The sequence below is a fragment of the Streptomyces sp. 796.1 genome, assembly GCF_047525675.1.
In the GTDB taxonomy this organism is placed as follows: domain Bacteria; phylum Actinomycetota; class Actinomycetes; order Streptomycetales; family Streptomycetaceae; genus Streptomyces.
The window spans coordinates 13,464-36,584 of the sequence record NZ_JBLIWA010000056.1 but is presented as its reverse complement, the minus strand read 5'-3'; the positions used below and the strand labels follow the sequence as shown (position 1 = coordinate 36,584).

Annotated in this window: 18 protein-coding genes and 1 pseudogene; 11 read left to right on the top strand and 8 right to left on the bottom strand. The window is 74.8% G+C overall.

Features of this window, described 5'->3' with window-relative positions; genetic code table 11:
- Window positions 1–455: 455 nt before the first annotated feature.
- Complete coding sequence (locus ACMA1D_RS29115) at window positions 456–911, top strand: hypothetical protein (protein ID WP_414726980.1); 456 nt, start codon at window positions 456–458, stop codon at window positions 909–911.
- A gap of 130 nt (window positions 912–1,041) precedes the next feature.
- Here ACMA1D_RS29115 and ACMA1D_RS29110 read toward each other — a convergent pair whose 3' ends face one another.
- The 4 genes from ACMA1D_RS29110 to ACMA1D_RS29095 all read right to left on the bottom strand — a co-directional run bounded on the left by ACMA1D_RS29110 (window position 1,042) and on the right by ACMA1D_RS29095 (window position 3,828).
- Window positions 1,042–1,671, bottom strand: coding sequence for a nucleoside triphosphate pyrophosphatase (locus tag ACMA1D_RS29110; RefSeq protein ID WP_414726979.1), 630 nt, complete (start codon window positions 1,669–1,671; stop codon window positions 1,042–1,044).
- Between the two features lie 147 nt (window positions 1,672–1,818).
- Window positions 1,819–1,950 (bottom strand): morphogenic membrane protein MmpB, encoded by a 132-nt coding sequence (gene mmpB, locus ACMA1D_RS29105; protein ID WP_349997740.1) that lies wholly within the window; start codon window positions 1,948–1,950, stop codon window positions 1,819–1,821.
- A 64-nt stretch (window positions 1,951–2,014) separates the two neighbouring features.
- A complete protein-coding gene (locus tag ACMA1D_RS29100; protein ID WP_414726981.1) occupies window positions 2,015–2,221 on the bottom strand; it encodes an acyl-CoA carboxylase epsilon subunit in 207 nt (68 codons plus the stop codon).
- A gap of 17 nt (window positions 2,222–2,238) precedes the next feature.
- Window positions 2,239–3,828, bottom strand: coding sequence for an acyl-CoA carboxylase subunit beta (locus tag ACMA1D_RS29095; RefSeq protein ID WP_349997738.1), 1,590 nt, complete (start codon window positions 3,826–3,828; stop codon window positions 2,239–2,241).
- A 203-nt stretch (window positions 3,829–4,031) separates the two neighbouring features.
- Between ACMA1D_RS29095 and ACMA1D_RS29090 the strand changes: the two genes are divergently transcribed.
- From ACMA1D_RS29090 to hutH, 6 genes and pseudogenes are all read left to right on the top strand, one after another.
- Window positions 4,032–5,054, top strand: coding sequence for a biotin--[acetyl-CoA-carboxylase] ligase (locus tag ACMA1D_RS29090; protein ID WP_414726978.1), 1,023 nt, complete (start codon window positions 4,032–4,034; stop codon window positions 5,052–5,054).
- A 364-nt stretch (window positions 5,055–5,418) separates the two neighbouring features.
- Window positions 5,419–6,699: an adenylate/guanylate cyclase domain-containing protein gene (locus ACMA1D_RS29085; RefSeq protein WP_414726977.1), complete on the top strand. Its 1,281-nt coding sequence runs from the start codon at window positions 5,419–5,421 to the stop codon at window positions 6,697–6,699.
- A 400-nt stretch (window positions 6,700–7,099) separates the two neighbouring features.
- The gene (locus ACMA1D_RS29080) at window positions 7,100–7,894 is read left to right on the top strand and encodes an enoyl-CoA hydratase/isomerase family protein (RefSeq protein WP_414726976.1); all 795 of its coding nucleotides are present in this window, start codon (window positions 7,100–7,102) and stop codon (window positions 7,892–7,894) included.
- A gap of 288 nt (window positions 7,895–8,182) precedes the next feature.
- Window positions 8,183–9,304, top strand: a pseudogene (locus tag ACMA1D_RS29075) (diguanylate cyclase domain-containing protein); the annotation flags it as partial.
- 1,314 nt (window positions 9,305–10,618) lie between these two features.
- Window positions 10,619–13,000: a hypothetical protein gene (locus ACMA1D_RS29070; protein ID WP_414726975.1), complete on the top strand. Its 2,382-nt coding sequence runs from the start codon at window positions 10,619–10,621 to the stop codon at window positions 12,998–13,000.
- Between the two features lie 33 nt (window positions 13,001–13,033).
- The gene (gene hutH, locus ACMA1D_RS29065) at window positions 13,034–14,590 is read left to right on the top strand and encodes a histidine ammonia-lyase (RefSeq protein ID WP_414726974.1); all 1,557 of its coding nucleotides are present in this window, start codon (window positions 13,034–13,036) and stop codon (window positions 14,588–14,590) included.
- A gap of 165 nt (window positions 14,591–14,755) precedes the next feature.
- Here hutH and ACMA1D_RS29060 read toward each other — a convergent pair whose 3' ends face one another.
- Window positions 14,756–15,040, bottom strand: a complete 285-nt coding sequence (locus ACMA1D_RS29060; protein WP_414726973.1) for a hypothetical protein — start codon at window positions 15,038–15,040, stop codon at window positions 14,756–14,758.
- A 109-nt stretch (window positions 15,041–15,149) separates the two neighbouring features.
- Here ACMA1D_RS29060 and ACMA1D_RS29055 point away from each other — a divergent pair, with 109 nt between their 5' ends.
- The 3 genes from ACMA1D_RS29055 to ACMA1D_RS29045 all read left to right on the top strand — a co-directional run bounded on the left by ACMA1D_RS29055 (window position 15,150) and on the right by ACMA1D_RS29045 (window position 19,206).
- Window positions 15,150–15,704 carry a hypothetical protein gene (locus ACMA1D_RS29055; protein ID WP_414726972.1) on the top strand — a complete coding sequence of 185 codons (555 nt, stop codon included), beginning with the start codon at window positions 15,150–15,152 and terminating at the stop codon, window positions 15,702–15,704.
- A gap of 544 nt (window positions 15,705–16,248) precedes the next feature.
- Window positions 16,249–17,526 (top strand): L,D-transpeptidase, encoded by a 1,278-nt coding sequence (locus ACMA1D_RS29050; RefSeq protein ID WP_414726971.1) that lies wholly within the window; start codon window positions 16,249–16,251, stop codon window positions 17,524–17,526.
- A gap of 378 nt (window positions 17,527–17,904) precedes the next feature.
- Window positions 17,905–19,206, top strand: a complete 1,302-nt coding sequence (locus ACMA1D_RS29045; protein WP_414726970.1) for a DUF2786 domain-containing protein — start codon at window positions 17,905–17,907, stop codon at window positions 19,204–19,206.
- A 67-nt stretch (window positions 19,207–19,273) separates the two neighbouring features.
- On the opposite strand, the gene ACMA1D_RS29040 is transcribed toward ACMA1D_RS29045, so the two are convergent.
- A complete protein-coding gene (locus tag ACMA1D_RS29040) occupies window positions 19,274–20,080 on the bottom strand; it encodes a helix-turn-helix domain-containing protein (RefSeq protein ID WP_414726969.1) in 807 nt (268 codons plus the stop codon).
- Between the two features lie 55 nt (window positions 20,081–20,135).
- Between ACMA1D_RS29040 and ACMA1D_RS29035 the strand changes: the two genes are divergently transcribed.
- Window positions 20,136–20,705 (top strand): class I SAM-dependent methyltransferase, encoded by a 570-nt coding sequence (locus ACMA1D_RS29035; RefSeq protein WP_414726968.1) that lies wholly within the window; start codon window positions 20,136–20,138, stop codon window positions 20,703–20,705.
- Between the two features lie 196 nt (window positions 20,706–20,901).
- Here ACMA1D_RS29035 and ACMA1D_RS29030 read toward each other — a convergent pair whose 3' ends face one another.
- Together ACMA1D_RS29030 and ACMA1D_RS29025 are read right to left on the bottom strand one after the other, a co-directional pair.
- Window positions 20,902–21,324, bottom strand: coding sequence for an acyl-CoA thioesterase (locus ACMA1D_RS29030; RefSeq protein ID WP_414726967.1), 423 nt, complete (start codon window positions 21,322–21,324; stop codon window positions 20,902–20,904).
- A gap of 285 nt (window positions 21,325–21,609) precedes the next feature.
- Window positions 21,610–23,103, bottom strand: a complete 1,494-nt coding sequence (locus tag ACMA1D_RS29025) for a DUF2079 domain-containing protein (RefSeq protein WP_414726966.1) — start codon at window positions 23,101–23,103, stop codon at window positions 21,610–21,612.
- Window positions 23,104–23,121 lie beyond the last annotated feature (18 nt).

The following is a 23,121-nucleotide window of genomic DNA, read 5'->3' as shown; positions in this document are numbered from 1 at the left end:
GGACAGCGATTTCGCCACGGTTGGCGATGAGCACCTTGCGCACGATGGCTCCCTCCTTGAAACAAGCAGAGTTTAGGTACAGGCAACACTGGGCGCCGAGAAGACCCCGGGCGTGAGCTTGGCCACAGAGTGCCTGCGCCAGATCCCTGTAGAGGGACCACATCCCCCGTTGCTCCACGGTACGCCCGACTTTGGCGCATGCCAGAGCGGTTTCGGATGTGGGCAAGGTCTCGATATGGCACCCCCATGCCACGCGGGGATTCTTTGTAGGGAATCCACTAAGGGAAGGGTGAAACTTTGCCGGCCCGTCGTCCGCCCCTGATGGTGTGTGCGGTGGGGCCCGACCGGCCGTGCGGAGCCGGTGCAGACCCCTTGTCGCTGCGCCTTACCCGTTAGTAGCGTTGCGGGTCGGCGTACTGGGGGTAACCCCTGGGCGGCGGGGAAGAGGTGACGTGATGACGCGCAGGGTGGTGGCCGCTGCGGCGGCGGTGGTGTTGATGGCCGAGGCGGTCGTCATCGCGCTGCTCAACTGGATCTTGGGCCTGGTCGTCGACCACCAGGACATGTCGCTCGCCGATCTCGATCCGTCCGCGATGACCCTGGCCACCTGGATCGCCGGTGTGCTCATCGCGCTCTATCTGCTGTGCTGCGGGCTCGCGTTGCTCCGCACCGCCGTCCGCGACCTGGCGCCCGGCCGCTTCGTCCGCATCCTGCTGATCACCTGCGCGGTGGCGCACGGGCTGCTCGGCGCCTTCGCGGTCGGCCTGGTCGGCTGGCTGGCCTTCGGCTGTCTGATGGTGGTGCTCGGGCTGATCGTGCTCAGCCTGTTCAGTTACGAGGGTGAGGAAGACGCCGCGGACGCGGGACCGGCCGGTGCCGCGCCCGGTGCCGCGCCGTCCACCAGCGCCTAGCGGCGGGACAGCCGCGGGTTCGCCCGGGGCCTGGCGGCGCAGTGGCTCGGCCGCGGAGGCACCGGCCGGCCGCGGCCGTACGGGAGCGGGCCGGGCCCGCGGCCCCGTACGGCGTGTGTGCCGTCGCCGCTCACGCGCCCCGCGGCTGCCACAGGTCGGTGATGGTGGTGCCGAGGTCGGCCAGCAGGCGGCGCAGCAGGGGGAGCGAGAGGCCGATCACGTTGCCCGGGTCGCCGTCGATGCCGTCGACGAACGGGGCCGAGCGGCCGTCGAGGGTGAACGCGCCGGCCACGTGCAGCGGTTCGCCGCTGGCCACGTACGCGGCGATCTCCGCGTCGTCCGGGGTCCCGAAGCGGACCGTGGTGGCGGCGGTGGCGCTGGTGCGTGCGCCGGTCGCGGTGTCGATCAGGCAGTGGCCGGTCTGGAGGACGCCGGCGCGCCCGCGCATCGCCTTCCAGCGGGCGATGGCCTCTTCGGCGTCGGCCGGCTTGCCGAGTGCCTGGCCGTCGAGTTCCAGGACCGAGTCGCAGCCGATGACCAGCGCGTCGGCCGCCGCCGGGCGGTCGGCCACCGCGGCTGCCTTGGCCTCGGCGAGGAGGAGGGCCAGGGCCGCGGGGGTCGCGGCGCTGAGTGCTTCCTCGTCCACCCCGCTGACGATCACCTCGGGGGCGAGCCCGGCCTGACGCAGCAGGCCGAGCCTGGCGGGCGACTGCGAGGCGAGGACGAGCCGGCGGGCGGGTCGGGTGGGAGTGGCGTTCATGCGGCCATCGTAGGCAGGGCGCGCGAGCGGTGGCGGCCCGCGGTGGGCGGCGGGCGGCGTGCGGCCGGGGCTGGGGTCGTGGCCGGTGCGGGCGCTGCGTCCCGGCGCCGTCGTAGTGGGCCGGGCGGGGCGCGGCGCAGGGGAGGGTCAGGCGCCGAGCGCGATGATCAGCATCAGGACGACCGAGGCGACCGCGAGGACCGTGCCCGCCCGGCGCACCATCGTCTGCGTCACCCGCAGTTCATCAGGCGGCTCGTTCGGAGGGTCGGACCACAACATGCGGAACATCGTGCGCCGGCCGTCGGGCAGTTGCTTCGCTGGTGGATTCCCCCGTGCTGGTGGGTCAGACGGGCCAGAAGGTCGTGCGCCACGCCTTCGGGCCGGGGTGCGGCAGCCGGCGGCCGGGGACGGTGCGGGCCGGGTCCGACCACTCCTCCGGCGCGTCGGCACCGTCGGCGGCGGCGCCGGCAGCCGCCGCGCGGGCCCGGACCACCGCCAGGGCGGCGGCGAGCTCCTCGGGGGTCGGGTTGCCTCGTACGACCTTGATCACCATGTCAACGGCCCTCCTTACAGGGGGATGTTGCCGTGCTTCTTCGGCGGCAGGGACTCGCGCTTGTTCCGCAGCGTCCGCAGTCCGCGGACGATGTGGCGGCGGGTCTCCGACGGCATGATCACAGCGTCCACATACCCCCGTTCGGCCGCGACATACGGATTCAACAAGGTGTCCTCGTAGTCGGCGATCAATTCCTTGCGCAACTCCTCGGCGCGCTCGGGGGTTTCGGCCGCCGCGATGGTGCGCCGGTGCAGGATGTTCACCGCGCCCTGCGCGCCCATGACGGCGATCTGCGCGGTGGGCCAGGCCAGGTTGAGGTCGGCGCCCAGGTGCTTGGAGCCCATCACGTCGTACGCGCCGCCGAACGCCTTGCGGGTGATCACCGTGATCAGCGGGACGGTGGCCTCCGCGTACGCGTAGATCAGCTTGGCGCCGCGCCGGATGATGCCGCCGTACTCCTGGTCCACGCCGGGCAGGAAGCCGGGCACGTCCACGAAGGTGAGGACGGGGATGTTGAAGGCGTCGCAGGTGCGGACGAAGCGGGCGGCCTTCTCGGACGCGTCGATGTCCAGGCAACCGGCGAACTGGAGCGGCTGGTTGGCGACGACGCCCACCGGGTGGCCCTCCACGCGGCCGAAGCCGGTGATGATGTTGGGCGCGAACAGCGCCTGCGTCTCCAGGAACTCGGCGTCGTCCAGCACGTGCTCGATCGCCTGGTGCATGTCGTACGGCTGGTTCGCCGAGTCCGGGATCAGGGTGTCGAGCTCCAGGTCCTCCGGGCTCACCGCGAGGTCCGCGGGCTCGGGGAAGGCCGGCGGCTCGGAGAGGTTGTTGGAGGGCAGGTAGGACAGGAGCGCCTTGACGTACTCGATGGCGTCCTTCTCGTCGCCCGCCATGTGGTGGGCCACGCCCGATGTGGTGTTGTGGGTGCGGGCGCCGCCGAGCTCCTCGAAGCCCACGTCCTCGCCGGTGACCGTCTTGATCACGTCGGGCCCGGTGATGAACATGTGCGAGGTCTGGTCGACCATCACGGTGAAGTCCGTGATCGCGGGGGAGTAGACCGCGCCGCCGGCGCACGGGCCGACGATCAGGCTGATCTGCGGGACCACGCCCGAGGCGTGCACGTTGCGGCGGAAGATCTCGGCGAACAGGCCGAGCGCCACCACGCCCTCCTGGATGCGCGCCCCGCCGCCGTCGTTGATGCCGATGATCGGACAGCCGTGCTTGAGCGCGAAGTCCATCACCTTGACGATCTTCTCGCCGTACACCTCGCCGAGCGAGCCGCCGAAGATCGTGAAGTCCTGCGAGTACACGCACACCGGGCGGCCGTCCACGGTGCCGTACCCGGTGACCACGCCGTCGCCGTACGGGCGGTTCTTGTCGATGCCGAAGTTGGTGGAGCGGTGCCGGGCGAACTCGTCGAGCTCGGCGAACGACCCCTCGTCCAGCAGCAGCTCGATGCGCTCGCGGGCGGTCAGCTTGCCCTTCGCGTGCTGCTTCTCCACCGCCCGGGCCGAACCGGCGTGGGTGGCCTCCTGCACGCGGCGCTGGAAGTCCGCGAGCTTCCCCGCGGTGGTGTGGATGTCGTAATCCGGCTCGGACATCGGGATGCGGCTCCTGCTCGTCCTCGGGGGGTGTGGGCCGTCCGCGGTCCCAGGTCATGCCGTGCGGAGGGCCTTGGCTACCGAGACGTAGGGTATCCGCGTGACCGCGGCCCGGCGGTGCGGCGTTGACCACACCGGTGCGGGTGGGTGCGGCGGGGCGTCGGGTCCCGGGATCGGGCCGCCGCGGCTCCTAGGCTGGCCGCATGACCTCATCTGATGCCCCGCAGACCCCGCAGTTCTCCGCGGGCGGGCGCTGGTCCGACCTCGACCGGCCGCCCCTGAACGAGTCCGGCCTCCGGCGCGCGCTGCTGCGCCCCGGCGGCCTGTGGACCGCGCTCGACGTGCTGCCAAGCACCGGCTCCACCAACTCCGACCTGGCCGCCCGCGCGGCGGCCGGCGCCGGTGAGGGGCAGGTGCTGGTCGCCGAGGAGCAGACGGCGGGGCGCGGCCGGCTCGACCGCGGCTGGAGCGCGCCGCCCCGCTCCGGCCTCTTCTTCTCCGTACTGCTCCAGCCGGGCCCGCGGGTGCCGCTGGACCGCTGGGGCTGGCTGCCGCTGCTCGCCGGCGTCGCCACGGCCAGCGCGCTCTCCCGCGCGGCCGGCGTGGACACGGCCCTGAAGTGGCCCAACGACCTGCTGGTGACCGTGCACGGCGAGGAGCGCAAGCTCGGCGGCATCCTCGCCGAGCGGACGGCGGCGCCGCGCGCCACGGGCGGGAGCGGCGGGGCGGACGGGAGCGGCGGGGCGGACGGGAGCGGCGCGGCCGGCTCCGGGGTCGCCGCCGGCACCGACGCGCGGGGCGCCCACGTCGCCGGCGCCGACCACGCCGCCGGTGGCGTGGTCATCGGCATCGGGCTCAACGTGACGCTGCGCGCGGCGGAGCTGCCGGTGCCGGGCGCCGGCTCGTTGTCGCTGGCGGGCGCGCAGGGCCTGGATCGCGATCCGCTGTTGCGCGCGGTGCTGCGTTCGCTGGAGGAGTGGTACGGCAAGTGGCGGGACGCCGACGGGGACCCGACGGTCTGTCGGTTGCAGGAGGCGTACGCGGCCGGGTGTGCCACGCTCGGACGGGCCGTTCGGGCGATGTTGCCCGGCGACCGGGAGTGCGTGGGCGAGGCGGTGGCCATCGACGGGTACGGCCGGCTGGTGATCGCCACCGAGGGCGGCGGCCGGGAGGCGGTGTCCGCGGGCGACATCGTCCATCTGCGTCCGGCTTCGACGGGAGAGTGAGCTACGGCACACCTGTCGTATCGTTGTGCTGGTCCGTCCGGTCGGCCACCGGTGGGGCGGACGGGCGCGGAGGCGGTGCCGGCCTTCCGCGGCTGTTGGTGCGGCGGCGCTGGTCGTCGCCCGGTGGCAGGTAGTGCCGCGCCGTTGGGCGCGTGCCACTGGCATGTGCCGGGCAGGGTCGGTGGCAGGTGGTGCGTGCGGTGTCCGCGCGGCTGAGTCCGTGCGGTGGTGCGCGTGGCGTCGGGTGCGAGGGCGCACGGGGCGGCACGGGCGAGCGGAAGATCGGAAGGGCAGTGCGCAGGGACCGGACAGGGATGGGGGCCTCCCCGCCGAGGGCAGCCACGCCGCGGACGGGAGGACGCCGGTGAGCGTCGAGAACTCGGGAACCGGCGGCGCCGGCCCCCCCGGACCGCCTGGCGGAGCCGGCCCCGGGCAGTCGGGCGGCGGTGCCGGGCCCCGGCGGCCTGCCGGACCGCCGGAGGCGGCAGCGGCCGAGCCCGGTGCCGGAGCCCCGGCGGGCGCGGGCCCGGGCGCGGAGGCCGACCCCGAGGGCGCCGCCCCCGCCGACCTCGGTCCGGACCGCGGGGCGGCGGCCGAGCGCGCCGCGGCCGTCGAGGACGACCCCATCGCGCTCAAGCTGGAGCAGCTCATCCTGGGCGCCGAGCGGCGGTACACGCCCTTCCAGGCCGCGCGCAGCGCCGGCGTCTCGATGGAGCTGGCCTCCCGGTTCTGGCGGGCGATGGGCTTCGCCGACATCGGCCAGGCCAAGGCGCTGACCGAGGCGGACGTGCTGGCGCTGCGGCGGCTCGCGGGCCTGGTGGAGGCCGGGCTGCTGAGCGAGCCGATGGCGGTGCAGGTGGCCCGTTCGACGGGGCAGACCACGGCCCGGCTCGCCGACTGGCAGATCGACTCCTTCCTGGAGGGGCTCACCGAGCCGCAGGAGCCCGGGATGACGCGTACGGAGATCGCGTATCCGCTGGTCGAGCTGTTGTTGCCGGAGCTTGAGGAGTTCATCGTCTACGTGTGGCGGCGCCAGTTGGCGGCGGCCACCGGGCGGGTGGTGCAGGCCCAGGACGACGCGGAGATGGTCAACCGTCGGCTGGCCGTCGGCTTCGCCGACCTGGTCGGCTTCACCCGGCTCACCCGGCGCCTCGAAGAGGAAGAGCTAGGCGAACTGGTCGAGGCGTTCGAGACGACGGCGGCCGACCTGGTCGCCGCGCACGGCGGCCGGCTCATCAAGACCCTCGGCGACGAGGTGCTGTACGCGGCCGACGACGCGGGCGTCGCGGCGGAGATCGGGCTGCGGCTGATCGAGACCATGTCGCACGACCAGACGATGCCGGCGCTCCGCGTCGGGCTGGCGTTCGGCGCGGTCACCACGCGGATGGGCGACGTCTTCGGGACGACGGTCAACCTCGCGAGCCGGCTGACATCGATAGCGCCGAAGGACGCGGTCCTGGTGGACGGCGCCTTCGCGGACGAACTGGCCCGCACCGGCGACGCCCCCCGCTCGGAGGCGGAGGCCGCCGCGGCCGAGAAGGAGGGCGAGACCGTGACGTACCGGTTCGCCCTCCAACCCATGTGGCAGCGCGCGGTCCGCGGCCTCGGCATGGTCGAACCCTGGCTCCTCTCCCGCCGGGCCTGAGGGGCTGGGCCCGGCCGGCCCGGGCGGCAGGCGTGGGCCCGGGCCCGTGGGGCCTGCGGGCTGGCCGTCGCCTCCGCCCGGGTGGGCCGCCGCCAGCGTGGGCGTGCGGTCGGCCTCGTACCGCCTGTTTCTGTCTCCCGTACGCGGCGGGGTCCGTACGGGCCCTTCCGGTACGTGGCGGGGTCCGTCCTGCCTGGTGCCGTATGCCGCGGGCTGCCGCGTACCGCCGAACCCGTACGCCGCGGGGTCTCGCACCCGTCCGTTCGTACGCACGCCGTGGGGCGCCGGGGTGCCCGGGGCATACCGGCCCCGCCCTGCGGGGCGGGAGGTAGCGGGCGCGTGGGTGGGGCTGCGATGATCCGGTGGCAGGTTCACGATCGTTAACCGGGAGGGTCGCGTCATGGGTGAGCAGCGGTTCGGGGAGTGGGTGGCGGTGCGCCGGGACGGGTTCGTGGCCGAGCTGGTGTTGGACCGGCCGCGGGCCATGAACGCCGTGTCGACCGAGATGGCCCGGTCCATCGCCGCCGCCTGCACCGCGCTGGGCGAGGACGGCGACGTACGGGCCGTGGTGCTCAGCTCGTCGAACGAGCGGGCGTTCTGCGTCGGCGCCGACCTCAAGGAGCGCAACGCGATGAGCGACGCCGACCTGGGGCGGCAGCGCCCGGTGGCGCGCGGCGCGTACACCGGTGTGTTGGAGCTTCCGGTGCCGGCCATCGCCGCGGTGCACGGCTTCGCGCTGGGCGGCGGCTTCGAGCTGGCCCTGTCCTGCGACGTGATCGTCGCGGACGAGTCGGCCGTGGTGGCGCTGCCCGAGGTGTCGGTGGGGGTGATCCCCGGCGGCGGTGGCACCCAGTTGTTGCCGCGCCGGGTGGGCGCGGCGCGCGCGGCCGAGCTGGTGTTCTCGGCCCGGCGGGTGGGCGCGGCCGAGGCGCGGGAGCTCGGCCTGGTGGACGAGTTGGTGCCGGCGGGCGAGGCGCGGACGGCGGCGCTCGCCCTCGCGGGCCGGATCGCCGCGCACTCCCCGGTGGGGCTGCGGGCCGCCAAGCGCGCGCTCCGCCTCGGCCAGGGCCTCGACCTGCGGGCCGGCCTCGAAGTGGAGGACGCGGCGTGGCGTTCGGTGGCGTTCTCGGCCGACCGGGCGGAGGGCGTGGCGGCCTTCAACGAGAAGCGGACGCCGCAGTGGCCCGGCGCGTAACGGGCTGACGCGGGCGGATTTCGGTGCCCGGGGCGCGTCCGGAAGGTTTTGATGCGGGTGCTCGTGGGCGAGCAACGTTGACCGACCACCGGCCTTGACCGACACTCCGGGGACGGGCGAGTGGCCGCCGGGTCGGCCACTGCCCGTTCCTCAACCTCCCTCAAGCGAGATGTGTCGAACGTTCGTACGCTGGGGTGCAGGCATGTGCGGACGGTGACGGATTGCGAGGCGTGGGTGACGGACCGGGGCGATGCACGGCTGGCTGCCGTGGTGGGTCTGGCGCAGGCGATGGCCGCGGCGCACACGGCACGGGATGCGATGCGCGCCGCAGCGCTCAGCGCCCTGGCCGCGCTGGAGGGGTCGTTCGCCGCGGTCTGCGTGTGGGAGCGGGAGCTGGGGCGGCTGCGGGTGTTGGTGAACGTGGGGGAGCTGGCGCCGGGCGAGGAGGAGTTCCCGGTGGACGAGTCGTACCCGGTGCACGACTTCCCGCAGATCGCGGAGTTCCTGCACGAGCAGTGGATCAGCGGCGGCGAGCCGCGCGCCTGGGTGGAGACCGTCGCGGACGCGGAGGCCGTCCCGGACGCGGCGCAGGTCGGCGACGCCGGGCCGGTGTGCGGCGGGCGGCGGGCCCGGCGGGTGGTGGCGCTGCGGCAGCGCGGCCGGGGCTGTTGCGTGGTGGCGCCGATCGTGCTGCGCGGCCGGGCCTGGGGCGAGCTGTACGTGGCGAGGCCGCCGGGCCGGCCGGTCTTCGGTCGGGCCGACGCCGACTTCGCCACGGCCCTGGCCTCGGTGACCGCCGCCGGGATCGCCCAGAGCGAGCGGCTCGAAGAGGCGCACCGGCTGGCCTTCACCGACCCGCTGACCGGCCTCGCCAACCGGCGGGCGGTGGACATGCGCCTCGACGAGGCCCTTGACCTGCACGAAGCGCAGGGGGCCGTGGTGAGCCTGGTGGTGTGCGACCTCAACGGGCTCAAACGGGTGAACGACTCGCTGGGGCACGAGATGGGTGACCGGCTGCTGGAACGATTCGGCTCGGTCCTCTCCATGTGCGGGGCCCGGCTGCCCGGCGCGCTGGCGGCCCGGCTCGGCGGGGACGAGTTCTGCCTGCTCGCGGTGGGGCCTTCGGCCGCCGACGTGGTGGCCGTCGCCGAGGAGCTGTGCCGGCGGGCGAGCGCGCTGGAGATGGGCGAGGGCGTGGCCTGCGGGGTGGCGTCCACGGGGGACCCGATCGGTCCGGTGCACTCGGCGCGGCGGCTGTTCCGGCTGGCGGACGCCGCGCAGTACCGCGCGAAGGCCGCCCACGCCGACCGGCCCGTGGTGGCCGGCCGCGACGGCGGCACGGACGACCCGGTGGTCAGGCTCGCCGACGCCCCGGCCCCCACCGCCGACCGGCGCCGCATCCGGGGCCGCAGCCGCGGCGGCGGGCCGGCCGGCGCCCGGGCCAAGGGCGGGGCGCAGGGCGGTGGTCCCTCCGGTGGACCGGCCGGCGGCCCGTCCGCCGGTCCTGCCGGCGGGGCCCCGGGGGCCCCGGACGGCGCTGCGGGTTCGCCCGGGGGCGGCGTGTCGGGCGGCGGGGTCCCCGGCGGTGGGCTGGCCGGTGGCGGGTTGGCCGGCGGGCGCAGGCGGTAGCTGCCTGGGCGGCAGGCGCCGGTACGGCAGGCGCCGGTACGGCAGGAGCCCGTGCGGCAGCCGTCCGTGCGGCAGGCGTTCGTAGGGCACGCCCGTACGGCAGCCCCCGTACGGCAGCCCCCGTACGGCTGCCGCGCGGGTGGTCAGCGCCGCTGGGCCCACGCGATCACCACGGCGCCCAGGGCGGAGCCCGTCGCACTCGCCGCGCCGGCCAGGACGCGCAGGGCTAGCTGGCGGGTGAGGCGGCGCCAGCGGGGTGGGGGTGCCGTTGGCGCGGGTGCCGAGGGCGCCAGGGGTGCGGCGGGCGTCCGCGGCGCGTCCTGCGGCGGCGGGCCGGCGTGCGGTCGGTCGGTGGTGATGGCTCCTCCTCGGGTCGGTCCCGGTGGGGCGGGCGGCGCGGCCCCTGGCGGTGCGCGCGGTGCGCCGGCCGCCCCGGTGGGGTGCGCTGACGCGCTTGACGGGGGCTCACTCTCGCCCTGCGGCGGGGAGTTGCGGCAAGCGGCGACGCGGGGTGCGCCCCGAAACGGCGACACCGCGCCGGATCGCCGCAGGTGGGGGGGCGGTTGGGCGGGCGGCCGTGGAGGGTGTTGCCGGCTGGTGGCGACGCTTGGGCAGGCTGTGTTGCCGCGTTGCCGCGTTGCCGCGCCTGCGCCTGGGGGTACGGGGGGGCTTTGCCCGTGCAGGCGTTGTGGTGAGTGCAGGCAAGGCCCGCCCGTACAGACGTTGCCGTGCGTACGGGACGGCCCCGCCCGTAGGTTGGGGCGTTGCCCGTACGGCTCTTTCCGCGCGCGAAGTGTCGCCGATCTGACTGGCAACGCCGCGACTGCCCCACCCCGTGCGCCGAACGGCGATAGTGGGGACGACGGGTGGCACCCGGCGGCGCCGGCGGCGGGCGCCCCGTGTGGCCCGGGCAGTCAGCGAAGGCCAGGCCGGCCAGGGCAACCGGCTCAGCCGGCCCAGCCGCCCGGACACGCCAGGTGACCCACCCGGACGAGCACCCCCCACCCGAGCAGCAAGCGAACGAACACCAACCGAACAAGCACCACCCAGACGAGCGGCAAGTGCTCAAGCGAACAGAGGAACAAGGGGCCGGCGGTGGCGAGTGAGAGTGTGGCTGGGGCGCTGGCCCCGCTGAAGGACGGGCTCGACGAGGACAAGCGGGCCCTGGCGCAGATGCTGCGCGAACTGTTCGGGTGCCTCAACATCAGCGTGCGGCGGTACGCCCTGCGCCGCCCGCTCGACAAGGGCACCGTCTCCCGCTACCTCAACGGCAGCCGCACGCCGCCCTGGTCGTTCGTCGTGGACCTGATGGCCGACATCGCCGAGGAGGGCACCCCGGTCACCCCCGAGGTGGAAGAGGCGCTGCGGGAGTTGCACGGCAGGGCCAGGCGGGCCGGTTCGGCGCGCGCCGGCACCGCGTCCGAGGTGCAGCGGCTCCAGGACCGACTGGCCGAGGCCGACGAGGAGGCCAGCCGGGGCAAGGTGCACGCCCGCGCGCTGACCGAGGTGTTGCGCGACCGGCAGCGCCAACTGGTTGAGCTACAGGGCAAGTTGAACCGGCTGGAGAAGGAGCGTGCGGAGGACCACTGCGCGTACGAGCGGTCGGTGATCGCCTGGCGCGGCACGTACCAGGAGTTGCGCGAGGAGCGCGACCGGCTGGTGCACGAGGTGGACGAGTTACGGGGCGCGCTGGCCGACGCCAAGCGCGAGGTGTTCGCCGCCGAGGAGCACTGCACCGAGTTGGAGGGGCAACTCGCGGAGGCCGAGCGGCGGGCCGGCGAGGCCGGGGTGCGGATGGGCCTGCTGGAGATCCTGGAGACCACGGACCGCACGGCGTCGGTGCCGCAACTGGTCGAGCTGGTCACCCACCTGACGGTGCCGGGTCGCACCGCGACCGCCACCGAACTGGTCAAGTCCGCGGGCCAGGCCCGCCCGGTGGCGGAGGCCGCGGCGCTGATGGCAGCGCTGTACGGGGCGGGGCACCACCGGCAGGCGGAGGCGGCGCTGCCGGCGCTGGTGCTGGTGCGGCCGGCCGCCGACACCGCCGTGTTCATCGAGCACTTCGCCGCGGCCGGTCTGGACGCCGCCACGGCCACCGTCATGAAGACCTCGCTGGAGATCCATCCGGTGGCCGACGTCGCCGCGGTGGCGCTCGGCCTCGCCGCCGCCGGCCAGCAGGAGAACGTCCGGGTCTACCTGGGCGCAGCCGCCACCGTACGGCCGCTCGGCGACGTGGTGGACCTGGTGTCGCTGCTCGGCCGGCGCGGCGCGCGGCAGGCGGTGGACGCGGCGCTCGGGGTGTGTGCGCGGGAGCGGCCCGTGCAGGAGGTGGCCGAGCTGTGCGAGTTGCTGCTCGGGCGCGACGAGCAGGACGCGATCACCTGCCTGGAGCGGGTGGTGGCCGAGGTGCGGCCGGCCCGCGACGTGGTGGACCTGGCCGCGCTGGCCGACCGGTTCTCGCCGGTGGACGCGGACTTCGTCCTCGGGCACAGCGCGCACCACCGGCGCGACCAGCACGGCTACCTGGTCGCCCTGGTCACCGCGCTGCACACGGTGCGGCTGCGGTTCGGTCCCGGCCAGTTGCTCGCACAGGCGGTGCGGGACTGGGGCGTGCGGGACGTCGGCCACCTGGTCGGCGCGCTGCACGTGGCCGGGCACTGGCAGTACGCGGTCGGCGTGCTCACCGAGGCGCTGCACGCGCATCCGGTGCCGGCCGCGGCCGACCTGCTGGCCACGGTCGACGCGGACCTCGACGGCGGGGCCTGGGCGGTCCTTTCGGACGCCTGCGTGGTGCAGCCGCCGGAGGAACTGGCGGCGCTGATCGCGCTGCTCGGGGCGTGCGGCGCACGCGCGCACGCGGAGCGGGTGTTCTGGAAGGGGCTGCGCGGCCGGGTCGCCGGGCACGCCGTCCAACTGGTGCGCAGCTTGCACTACGACGCCAGTCCGCTGCTCGCGCCGGGAGCGCTGGAGGGTTACGCCCGGCGGGCCACGGCCGATGACGTGGTGGAACTCGGCTGCGCCCTGGAGGGCGCCGGGCAGCGGGCCGCTGCGCGCGCCCTGCTGGCGGCTGCGGCCGGCCGCGACCGGGCCCACTTCCTGCCCGTGCTCGGCGCGCTCGCCGGCCGTGACCAGCGGCTCGCGGAGTTCCTGGTACGGGACGTGGCGCTGGCCGAGTCGGTGCCGGGGCGCGTCAGGCTGGCGCTGGTGCTGGCCGCCCTGCCCGCCGAGACCGCCCGCTTTGAGCGGTGCCTGTTGGAGGCCCTGCGGCAGGCGGACCCCGGCGAGTGGGCCGAGTTCACGCGGCGCGTGAAGGCCGCCCGCAAGTTGCAGAAGAAGGTGGGGGACCAGGTCGCCAGGGACGGCATCCGGCGCGACCGCAGGCAGCGGCGGCGCGAGTTCGTCCGCAACGTCCCCGGGTTCCCGGGTCGTACGGCGGACCGGCCGCGGGAACCGGAAGCCGTGCCGGGCGGATGGTGACAGCTAGCGATTCAGTCTCTAGGGTGCCTGAATATGGATATGCACTCTGTGGTGGTGGGGACGTCCGGTACGACCGCCGAGGATGTGATCGCGGTCGCGCGCGGGCGGGCGCGCGTGGAGCTCTCCCCGCAATCCCTGGCCAGCGTCGCCGCGTCGCGGCAGGTCATCGACGACCTGGCGGCCAAGCCCGAACCGGTCTACGGGGTCTCCACGGGCTTCGGGGCGCTCGCCGTACGGCACATCAGCCCGGAGCTGCGCGCCCAGCTCCAGCGCAACATCGTGCGCTCGCACGCGGCCGGCATGGGGCAGCGAGTGGAGCGCGAGGTGGTCCGCGCGCTGATGTTCCTGCGGCTGAAGACGCTGGCGTCCGGCCACACCGGGGTGCGCCCGGTGGTGGTCGAGACGATGGCCGCGATCCTCAACGCGGGCATCACGCCGGTCGTCCACGAGTACGGCTCGCTCGGCTGCTCCGGCGACCTCGCACCGCTCTCGCACTGTGCGCTCACGCTGCTGGGCGAGGGCGAAGCGGAGGGCCCGGACGGCGTGCTGCGGCCGGCCGCCGAACTGCTCGCCGCACACGGCATCGAGCCGGTCGAGCTGCGCGAGAAGGAGGGCCTGGCCCTCCTCAACGGCACCGATGGCATGCTGGGGATGCTCGTCATGGCCTGCGCCGACCTGGCCCGCCTGTACACCTCGGCGGACATCACCGCGGCGCTCACCCTGGAGGCGCTGCTCGGTACGGACCGGGTGCTCGCCCCCGAACTGCACGCCATCCGCCCGCACCCCGGCCAGGCGCTGAGCGCCGACAACATGCTGCGGGTGCTGGCCGGCTCCGGGCTGACCGGCCATCACCAGGACGACGCGCCCCGGGTGCAGGACGCGTACTCCATCCGCTGCGCGCCGCAGGTGGCCGGGGCGGGGCGGGACACCCTGGCGCACGCCAGGCTGGTCGCCGAGCGGGAGTTGGCGGCGGCGGTGGACAACCCGGTGGTGCTGCGCGCGGCCGACGGCACCGGCCGGGTCGAGTCCAACGGCAACTTCCACGGCGCGCCCGTCGGCTACGTACTGGACTTCCTCGCCATCGCCGCGGCCGACCTCGGCTCGATCGCCGAGCGGCGCACCGACCGGCTCCTGGACAAGAACCGCTCGCACGGGCTGCCGCCGTTCCTGGCCGCCGACGCCGGCGTCGACTCGGGCCTGATGATCGCCCAGTACACGCAGGCCGCGCTGGTCAGCGAGCTCAAGCGGCTGGCGGTGCCGGCCTCGGTCGACTCCATCCCGTCCTCCGCGATGCAGGAGGACCACGTCTCCATGGGCTGGTCGGCCGCGCGCAAGTTGCGGACCGTGGTGGAGAACCTGGGCCGGATCATCGCGGTCGAACTCGTCGCCGCCACCCGGGCGATCGAGCTGCGGACGGGCATGACGCCGGCGCCGGCGAGCCGGGCGGTGCTGGCCGCGGTGCGCGCGGCGGGCGTGGAAGGGCCGGGCGAGGACCGGTTCCTGGCGCCCGACCTGGCGGCTGCCGAACAGTTCGTGCGCTCCGGCGCGCTGGTGGCGGCCGTGGAGCCGGTGACCGGGCCGCTGGCCTGAGCGGAGCACCCGACCGCCGGCTCGGGTGGGGCGCCGGGCTGCGGGGCTGAGCCCGTGGGACGCGCGCGGTGGTGCGCGGCGTAACGATTCGCCGCGCACCACCGCGCGCTCAGTTCCCTGCGATAGGGGGCACGCCCGGGACCTGAGGGTGGCTCAGCAGGCGGCTCAGAGCGTACGGGAGCGGCGCAGCGAGACGGTCACCATCGCCGCGCCGAGGCCGAGGAATCCGAGGCCACCCACCACGTACGGGGTGGTGTCCATGCCGCCGGAGTCGGCGAGCCGCGCCTCGCCGGCCGGGGATGCCGGGGCCGACGAGGTGGTCACGCGCGACGGTGCGCCCGGGGAGCCGTGGCCGTCCTCCGTCGCCTGCGCAGAGGGCACGAACCACAGGGCACACAGCAACGCGCCAGCAGCAGTGGCGGTCAGCAGTGGGCGGCGTGCGGTGGTCACGAAAGAGATCCCCCTTGTCCTGGCGGCCACTTGGCCCGGTATCGGCCGATGGTAGTGACCGCTGCGGGTCGCACGGAAGGCCGGGCGTGCGCCGCCTACGCTCCGGAAGATGAGCACTCCAGAAACATCCCAGTTCGTACGCCTTCGGGTGGAGCTCGTGCTGGAGGTCACCGACGCCGAGCAACTGGCCGTGGCCGCCCGCGAACAGATCGACGGCGACCCCTTCATGCCGGCGGAAGAGCGCGAGCACGCGCGGCTGGCCATCCGCGACGACCAGGCCGAGGCCCTGGCCTACCTCATCGACCCGGGCGACCTGGTCAAGGAGGTCCCCGGCCTGGAACTGGCCCAGGCGTCATGGAGCAGCGAGCCGATCGACTTCGACCCGGACGCGGAGGTGTGGGGGCTCGATGACGACCTCGATGACGACGAGGCGGACGACGAGCCGGATGACGAAGCGGACGACGAGCCGGCTGACGGCTTCGACGCCGCGGACCCGGACGCGACCGCGGGTGACCGGTTGACCACGGCCGCAGCCGCGTCCGCCGGTGCCGGCGCGGGCCATGACGTGGGGCTCGGCGGGCACATCGACGCCGCGGCCGACGATCCCGATGCGACGTACGACCCGGCGGGTGGCTGGGCGGCGGGGGGCTATCGGCAGCCGTGAGGGACGCCCCGTGCGCCGGTGCGCCCGTGGGCGCGCCGGCCCCGCTGCTGGGTGCCGGGGCGCGGTGGCGGGAGGATCGGGAAGGTCCCGCGGGATCTGCGGGGCTTGCCGCAGCCACGAGAACCACGGAACTACGGGGGCGCCGGAGCTGCGGGGCGTGCTCGATCCGCGGTGCCCGCCGGGTCTGTGGGGGGCTGCCGGGTCTGCGGGGGCTGGGGGCTGGTCGGCGGTGCGGTGCGGCGCGGTAGCACAGTGCGGTGGGGTGGTGACGCGGTGCGGAGAATTCGTGTGGGGGCGGGGCGGGGAAGCGGTCCGGGGTGGCGGGAGCGTAACGAAACTGCCGCAGGTAGGGGCGCCGGCCCCCGATCCGTACCTCGGTGGCCCCGTCCGGGCATATGGTCTGACCGGGGTCTTTTGGCGAGTGGCCTTGCCCACAGTTTCACTGGGAGTGGAACGGCCCAAAAGGTACACGCGTTCAAATGGGGTGGCCGGTACGCGTGTCTGCCCAACGGTCCGGCTCGGGGATTGACGGGGTTCAGCAGCAATGGAGAAGCGTGTGATGACGGAAGGCAAGCGCCGCAAGGGCCTGGTGGCCGCGGCTGCTGTGCTCGGTGGCGTACTGGTCCTCTCCGCCTGTGGCGGCGACGACGGCGACAGCGGCGACAGCGGCAGCGACAAGGGCAAGGGCGGTAAGTCGCAGTCGCAGGTCGACGAGGCGGCGGCGGAGGACGCGTCGGACGCGCACATCTCCATCACCCCCAAGGCCGGCACCACCAACGCCGGCATCAACAGTGATGCCAAGGTCACCGTGCGCGACGGCAAGCTCTCCGAGGTCACCATGGTGACGGCGGCGGGCACCCAGGTCCCGGGCGCGATATCCGCGGACGGCACCTCGTGGAAGCCGAGCGGGCAGCTTGAGCGCTCGACGGTCTACAAGATCAAGGCGACCGCCCAGGACTCCGAGGGCCGCAAGGCGACGGAGAACACCTCCTTCACCACCGTCTCCCCGGGCAACAGCTTCATCGGCACCTTCACGCCGGAGGACGGCTCCACGGTCGGCGTCGGCATGCCGGTGTCGATCAACTTCGACAAGCCCGTGACCAACCGCAAGGACGTCCAGTCCGCGATCACCGTCACGAGCTCCGGCGGCCAGCAGGTCGTCGGTCACTGGTTCAACGCCAACCGCCTCGACTTCCGCCCCCAGGAGTACTGGAAGGCCGGGTCGCAGGTGACGATGAAGATGGAGCTCGACGGCGTCGAGGCGTCCAACGGCGTCAAGGGCGTCCAGGACCGGACCGTCAGCTTCAAGATCGGCCGCTCGCAGGTCAGCACGGTGGACGCGAAGACCAAGCGGATGACCGTGGTCCGCGACGGCAAGACGATCAAGGACATACCGATCTCCGCCGGCAGCCCGGCCAACCCGACGTACAACGGTCAGATGGTGATCTCCGAGAAGTTCAAGGAGACCCGGATGAACGGCGCCACGGTCGGCTTCACCGACGGTGACGGCAAGGGCGAGTACGACATCAAGGACGTGCCGCACGCGATGCGGCTGTCCACCTCGGGCACCTTCATCCACGGCAACTACTGGGGCGCCGACGGCATCTTCGGCGCGGCCAACACCAGCCACGGCTGCATCGGCCTGAACGACGCCAAGGGCGCCGGCGACCCCTCGCAGGACGGGGCCTGGTTCTACGACCAGTCCATCCTCGGTGACGTCGTCGTGATGAAGAACTCCCCGGACAAGACGATCAAGCCGGACAACGGGCTCAACGGCTGGAACATGAGCTGGGACGAGTGGACCGCGGGCAGCGCGGTCTGATCCCCCCTTCCGGCTGACCCCGAAGGACGGCGCGCGCGCCGTCCCCCGCGGGCCACTGGCCCGCCCCACTCCCCGCCGCCGGGCGGCGATCGGCACCCCGCCGATCGCCGCCCGGCGGACGTTCGTGGCCCGTGCGGTACGGGCCCTGCGGGGCCGGGCCCGCACGGCACACCGGCACCCACCGGGGTGGCGGGCCGAACCAACCGGGCCGGACCAGCGGAGCGGCGGAGCAACCGGGCACAGACCGGTCAGGCGCAGGCCAACCCCGGTACGGACCGCCACGCGTGGACCGACCGGGGGCGGGGAGACAGCACGGCAGCGGTGGAGACGGCACGCGGCGGACGGCACGCGGCGCGGCGACGGCACAGGAGGCGAGTGGTGGCGAGGGCACAGGAGGCGGCGGACGCGCTGGTGGCGCGGGCGTTGCGGGACGTACTCGGCGTCCCAGCGGACACCGCGGACGACCTGCTCGACCTCAAGCTGGACGCGGCGGCTTCGGCGCTGGCCGCGGCCCCCGACGGGGCGCCGGCCACCAGCCGCGCGCTGCTGCGCGCCGCCCGCGAGACCCTGGCGCTGCGCTGGGCCGCCGGCTGGTACCCGGCGGACGTGGTGCGGCTGGTCCGCCGCGAACTGGCCCCCGACCGCACCCGGCTGGCCATCGACCTCATCGCGGACGAGGCGCGCCGCCACCCGCCGGCCAACCTGCCGCCGCGCTGGGCCGCCCAACTGCGCGAACTGCACGCCGACGTGTGGTGGCCCGGCGGCGGCGCCGGCTATCTGGAGGCCCGGACGCGGCGCGAGCGGGGCAGCCGCTTCGCGGTGGCCCGCTGCGCCCTGGACGTGCTGCGCCTGATCGGCCGGCTGCCGCCGCTGACCCCGATCGGCCCGCCGCCCGGCCCCGGCGCGGGCCGCCCGCGCACCCCGGGCGCCGGCCCCGTACGCGAGGCGGCGACGCCGCCGCCGCGGGCCGCCGATCCGCGGTTCCTGGAGCGCATCCGGGCGCTGCTGGCGAAGGCGGAGTCGACGGAGTACCCCGAGGAGGCCGAGGCGCTCTCGGCCAAGGCCCAGGAGTTGATGGCCCGCCACCGCATCGACGAGGCGCTGCTCGCGGCCACCGACCCGGAGCCCGGCGCGGCCCCGGGCGCCGCGGACGGCGGGCCCGACGCCTGCCGGATCGGCGTCGAGGGCCCGTACGAGTCGGCGAAGGCGCTGCTCCTGGACGCGGTGGCGGAGGCGAACGGCTGCCACGCGGTGTGGACGGCGGAGTACGCGTTCTCCACCGTCGTGGGCTACCCGGCCGACCTGGAGTTGGTGGAGTTGCTGCACACCTCGCTGCTCGTCCAGGCGACGGCCGCGATGCGGCGCGCCGGCGACCTGCACCACGCCACCGGCCGGGCCCGGCGCACCCGCGACTTCCGGGAGTCGTTCCTGATCGCGTACGCGAGCCGGATCAGGGAGCGGCTGACGTCGGTGGCCCGGGACACCGCGCGGGCGGCGGCGCAGGAGGCGGCGCGGGCCAGGACCACCGACCCGCTGCCGGTGCTGGCCGCCCGCCAGGTGAGTGTGGGTCAGACCGCCGACCGGCTCTTCCCGAACACCGTCGCCCACCGCCTCAAGGGCCGCGACGCCCACGGCTGGGCGTCGGGCCGGGCGGCGGCGGACGAGGCGCGGCTGCGGTAGCCGGGAGCCGGCGGGGGCGCCCGCGCGGTCACTGTCCTGGCCGGGAGTTGGCGCGGCGTCCCCGCGGCTACCGGCCTCGCCCCGACTGGCCGAAGTACGCGCGCGGCGGCACGCCCACCGTGCGCCGGAAGGCGGCGACGAAGGCGCTGGTGGAGGCGTAGCCCACGCGGCGGGCCGCGGCGGTGACCGGGGCGCCGGCGGCCAGCAGGGGCAGCGCCGCCTGGAGGCGGAGCCGGGCCCGCCACTGGCCGAACGGCAGCCCCGTGTCGGCGACGAAGGCCCGGGCCAGGGTGCGGGCGCTGGTGCCCACCGTGCGGCCCCAGTCGGCCAGCGTGCGGTCGTCGGCGGGGTGGTGGCGCAGCGCGGCGGCCACCTCGCGGGCGCGCGGGTCCCGCGGCAGCGGCGCCAGCACGGTGGTCACCGAGACCGGCCGCAACTGGTCGAAGACCACGGCCTCCGCGCGCCCGCGCGCCCCGCTGCCCAGCGAGCCGTCGGCGAGCGTGCCGATCAACTCCCGCAGCAGCGCCGAGACCGCCACCACCGTCGGCCGCTCCCAGCGCACCGGGCACCGCTCCGGCGGGAAGTACAGGCTGCGCAGCAGCGCGGCCCGGCCGGTGGCGCCGGTGGCGTGCACGGTGCGGGCCGGCAGCCACAGCGCCATGGACGGCGGCAGGATCCAGGTGTTGCCGGCGGCCCGTACCGCGAGCACCCCCTCCTTCGCCCAGGCGAGTTGGTGGGCGCGGTGCTGGTGCTGGCCGAACCACTGGCCGCCGGCCATCGCGAAGCTGCCGACCAGCACCGCCCCGTACGGCCACTGCTCCGGCGGGACGGCCGCGGCGTCGGGGACCAGCTCCAAGTGTCCGTTCGGCGACATCAGTTGGCACTCCAGCGCGTAGCAGCCAGCGGGGGGTGCTTCCTAGCATCGCGGCATGCCGATGAATCGCCTACACCGCTGGCTGTGCAACTCCGACCGCTGGGCCCGGGCGGTGGAGCAGCAACTGTTGCCCTGGGCCCTGGAGGACGTCGAACTCGGCCCGGACGCGCTGGAGGTGGGGCCCGGGTACGGGGCGACCACCCGGGTGCTGGTCCGCAAGGTGCCCAGGCTGAGCGTGATCGAGGTGGACGGGGAGTCCGCGCGCCGGCTGCGGGCGCACTACGCGGCGCGCCCGGAGGACGTGGAGGTGGTGCACGGCGACGGCGCGGACATGCCGCTGCCCGACGGCCGCTTCTCCTCGGTCACCTGCTTCACGATGCTCCACCACGTGCCGTCGCCGGCGCTCCAGGACCGGCTGTTCGCCCAGGCCCGCCGGGTCCTCGCGGACGGCGGCGTCTTCGCCGGCTGCGACGCCCTGTCGAGCTGGTCCTTCCGTGCCATCCACATCGGCGACACCTGCGTCCCGGTGCCGCCCGAAACGCTGGCCGCCCGACTGCGGGCGGCCGGCTTCACGGACACCGAAGTGACCGTCGGCAAGGGGAGCTTCCGCTTCCGCGCCCGCTGAGCGTACGGGCCTCCGGCGGGGTGGGGCGGGGGCGGGCGGTGAGGGTGTGGTCGTCCCGGCCGCCGCCCGGCATCTCGGTACGGGCCGACGCGGCCCGTCCGCGCCCGGCGGAGGATCAGACAGCCGCCCGCCAGGACCGGCCCGCCCCGTCAGCCCCGCGCGCGTCGCCGCACGGCCGGAGCACCCGCTGCTCCGGTCACAGGTCGAGCACCTGCGGCTGCGTCGCCAGGGCGCGGAGGCTGGCGCGGGGGTCGGCGACCATGCGGCGCTCGGTGAGGTCGAGGATGCCGGCCACGCTGCTGAGTTCGGCCGCGACGGTGCCGTCCCGCTTGACGACGCGCTGCTCGACCCGGAAGGACTTCCGCTCGCCCCAGACGAACGCGCAGCTCACCTCCACCTCGTCGCCCGCGCGCAACTCCCGCAGGTACTTGATGGTGGTCTCCAGGTTGACCGGCCCGATGCCCGCCTCCAACATCGCGACCTGCGAGATGCCGGCGGCTTCGAGCAGCGCCCAGCGGGCGTGTTCGGCGTACTGGAGGTACACGCTCATGTTGAGGTGGCCCTGCGAATCCGTCTCGTAGCCACGGACGGTGATCGGCACGGTGATCGGCTGCGCCACGGGAACCCCTCGTTCGGTTCGCGGCCCGCCGGCCCGGGTGCGGGCCGATGTGCCGGCTTGGGACGGCCAGTTGACCTGCCGCCGACTATCGCCGCTGCGCACCGCGGAGGGCAAACGTCCACGAGTGTGGCCCTGCGCACAACCCGACCTGTCGTACGGCGGCTGACCTGCGCAGCCCCGGCGGAACCGGCCAATCCGCACGGCTAGCCGCCCCGAAGGCGCGGGCGCCCGGGCGCACCCCTCGCCCGCGTGCGCGTGCCCACCGCGGCCGGGACGGACCCGGCGCTACGCCGTGCCCGGACCGCCCACCCGGGCCAGCACCTCGACCCCGCCGCCGCTGCCGATGTGCACGAAGCGGGCGGTGGGGTGCAGTTGGCGGGCGTAGTCGACGAGCTGGTCCGGAGTGCGGCCGTTCCGTTCCTGGAGGGCGATGTACTCCGGCACCAGGCCGCGGGTGCCGCCTACCCACAGCACCCGGCAGCGGTCGGTGAGCCGGCTGATGGGCGCTATGTTCGCCTCGACCGTGGCGTCGTCGGGGATGCGCGCGAGCACCCGCTCGGCCTCGGTCACCGCGGCCGGCTTGCGGTAGGTGTCCTCCTCGGTGAGCTGCGACAACGGCAGTGCGGTGGTCAGCGCCAGCCCGGCCGCCGCGACCGCGGCCGGCAGTTGCCCGGCGTACGAGCGCAGCCATTCGCGCCGGCTGTCCCGGCTGCGGGCCACCGCGTCCACCAGGGCGAGGAAGACCACCGGCATCAGCACCGCGTTGTAGTGCCAGTCGGTGCCCCAGTAGTGCTCCTCGTGCGAGACGAACCGCCACCCCAGCGTCGGCACCGCGACCAGCAGCAGTGGGGAGCGCAGCGCGAGCAGCCCGGTGGTGGGCACCAGCACCCAGGCCAGCGTGGTGAGCGCGGTGTCCCAGGAGATGGTGGCCGTGGGCCCCTCCGCCGCGTCGATCTTGTTCCAGTAGTCGTACGAGCCCGAGGTGTTGAACTCCGGGATCACCACGCCGAGCGCGAGCGCGGAGGCCAGCACGCCGAAGCCGATGACGCCGAGCGCGAGCGGGGTCACCCACGGCCGGCTGCGCCGCCCGCGCCAGAACAGCACCACGCCGATCGCCGCCACGGTCGCCCCCAGGTCCTCCTTGACCAGCACCAGCGGCGCCGCCCAGCAGGCCGCGGCCAGCCACCGCTCGCGCAGCAGCGCCTCAAGGGCGAAGGCCAGCAGCGGCACGGCGAACGCGATCTCGTGGAAGTCGAAGTCGACGGCCCGCTGCACGCCCCAGGACACGCCGTACGCGATGCCGATCGCCAGCCCCCGCCGCCGGCCGAGCAGGCGCGCCGCGACCCGGGTCACCGGCACCGCCGACAGTGCGAACAGCAGGGCCTGCGCCACCAGCAGCGTCACCGGCGTCGGGAAGACCCGGTAGAAGGGGGCGAGGAGGGCGGTGACCGGGCTGAAGTGGTCGCCGAGCACATTGGTGCCCGGCCCCTTGAGGTCGACGATCGGCGCCTGGAGGTGCGCGTAGCCGCGTATCGCCTGCTCGAATATGCCCAGGTCCCAGGACATGGTGGCCATCCGCCGGTAGCGGCAGACGGAGATCGTCGCGTACGCCGCGAAGAGCGCTGCGGCCAGCCAGTACGGGTCGTACCGGGCCGCGCGCAGGCGCCTGGCGCGGCCCGGTAGGCCGCGCAAGGACCAGCGGCGGGCCGTCGGCGCCGCGGCGTCGGCGGAGGGCGCCGGGTCCTTGGCGGGGGCGGCGACGGGGCGGGCCGAATCCATGGTGCGGTCCTTCGGGCA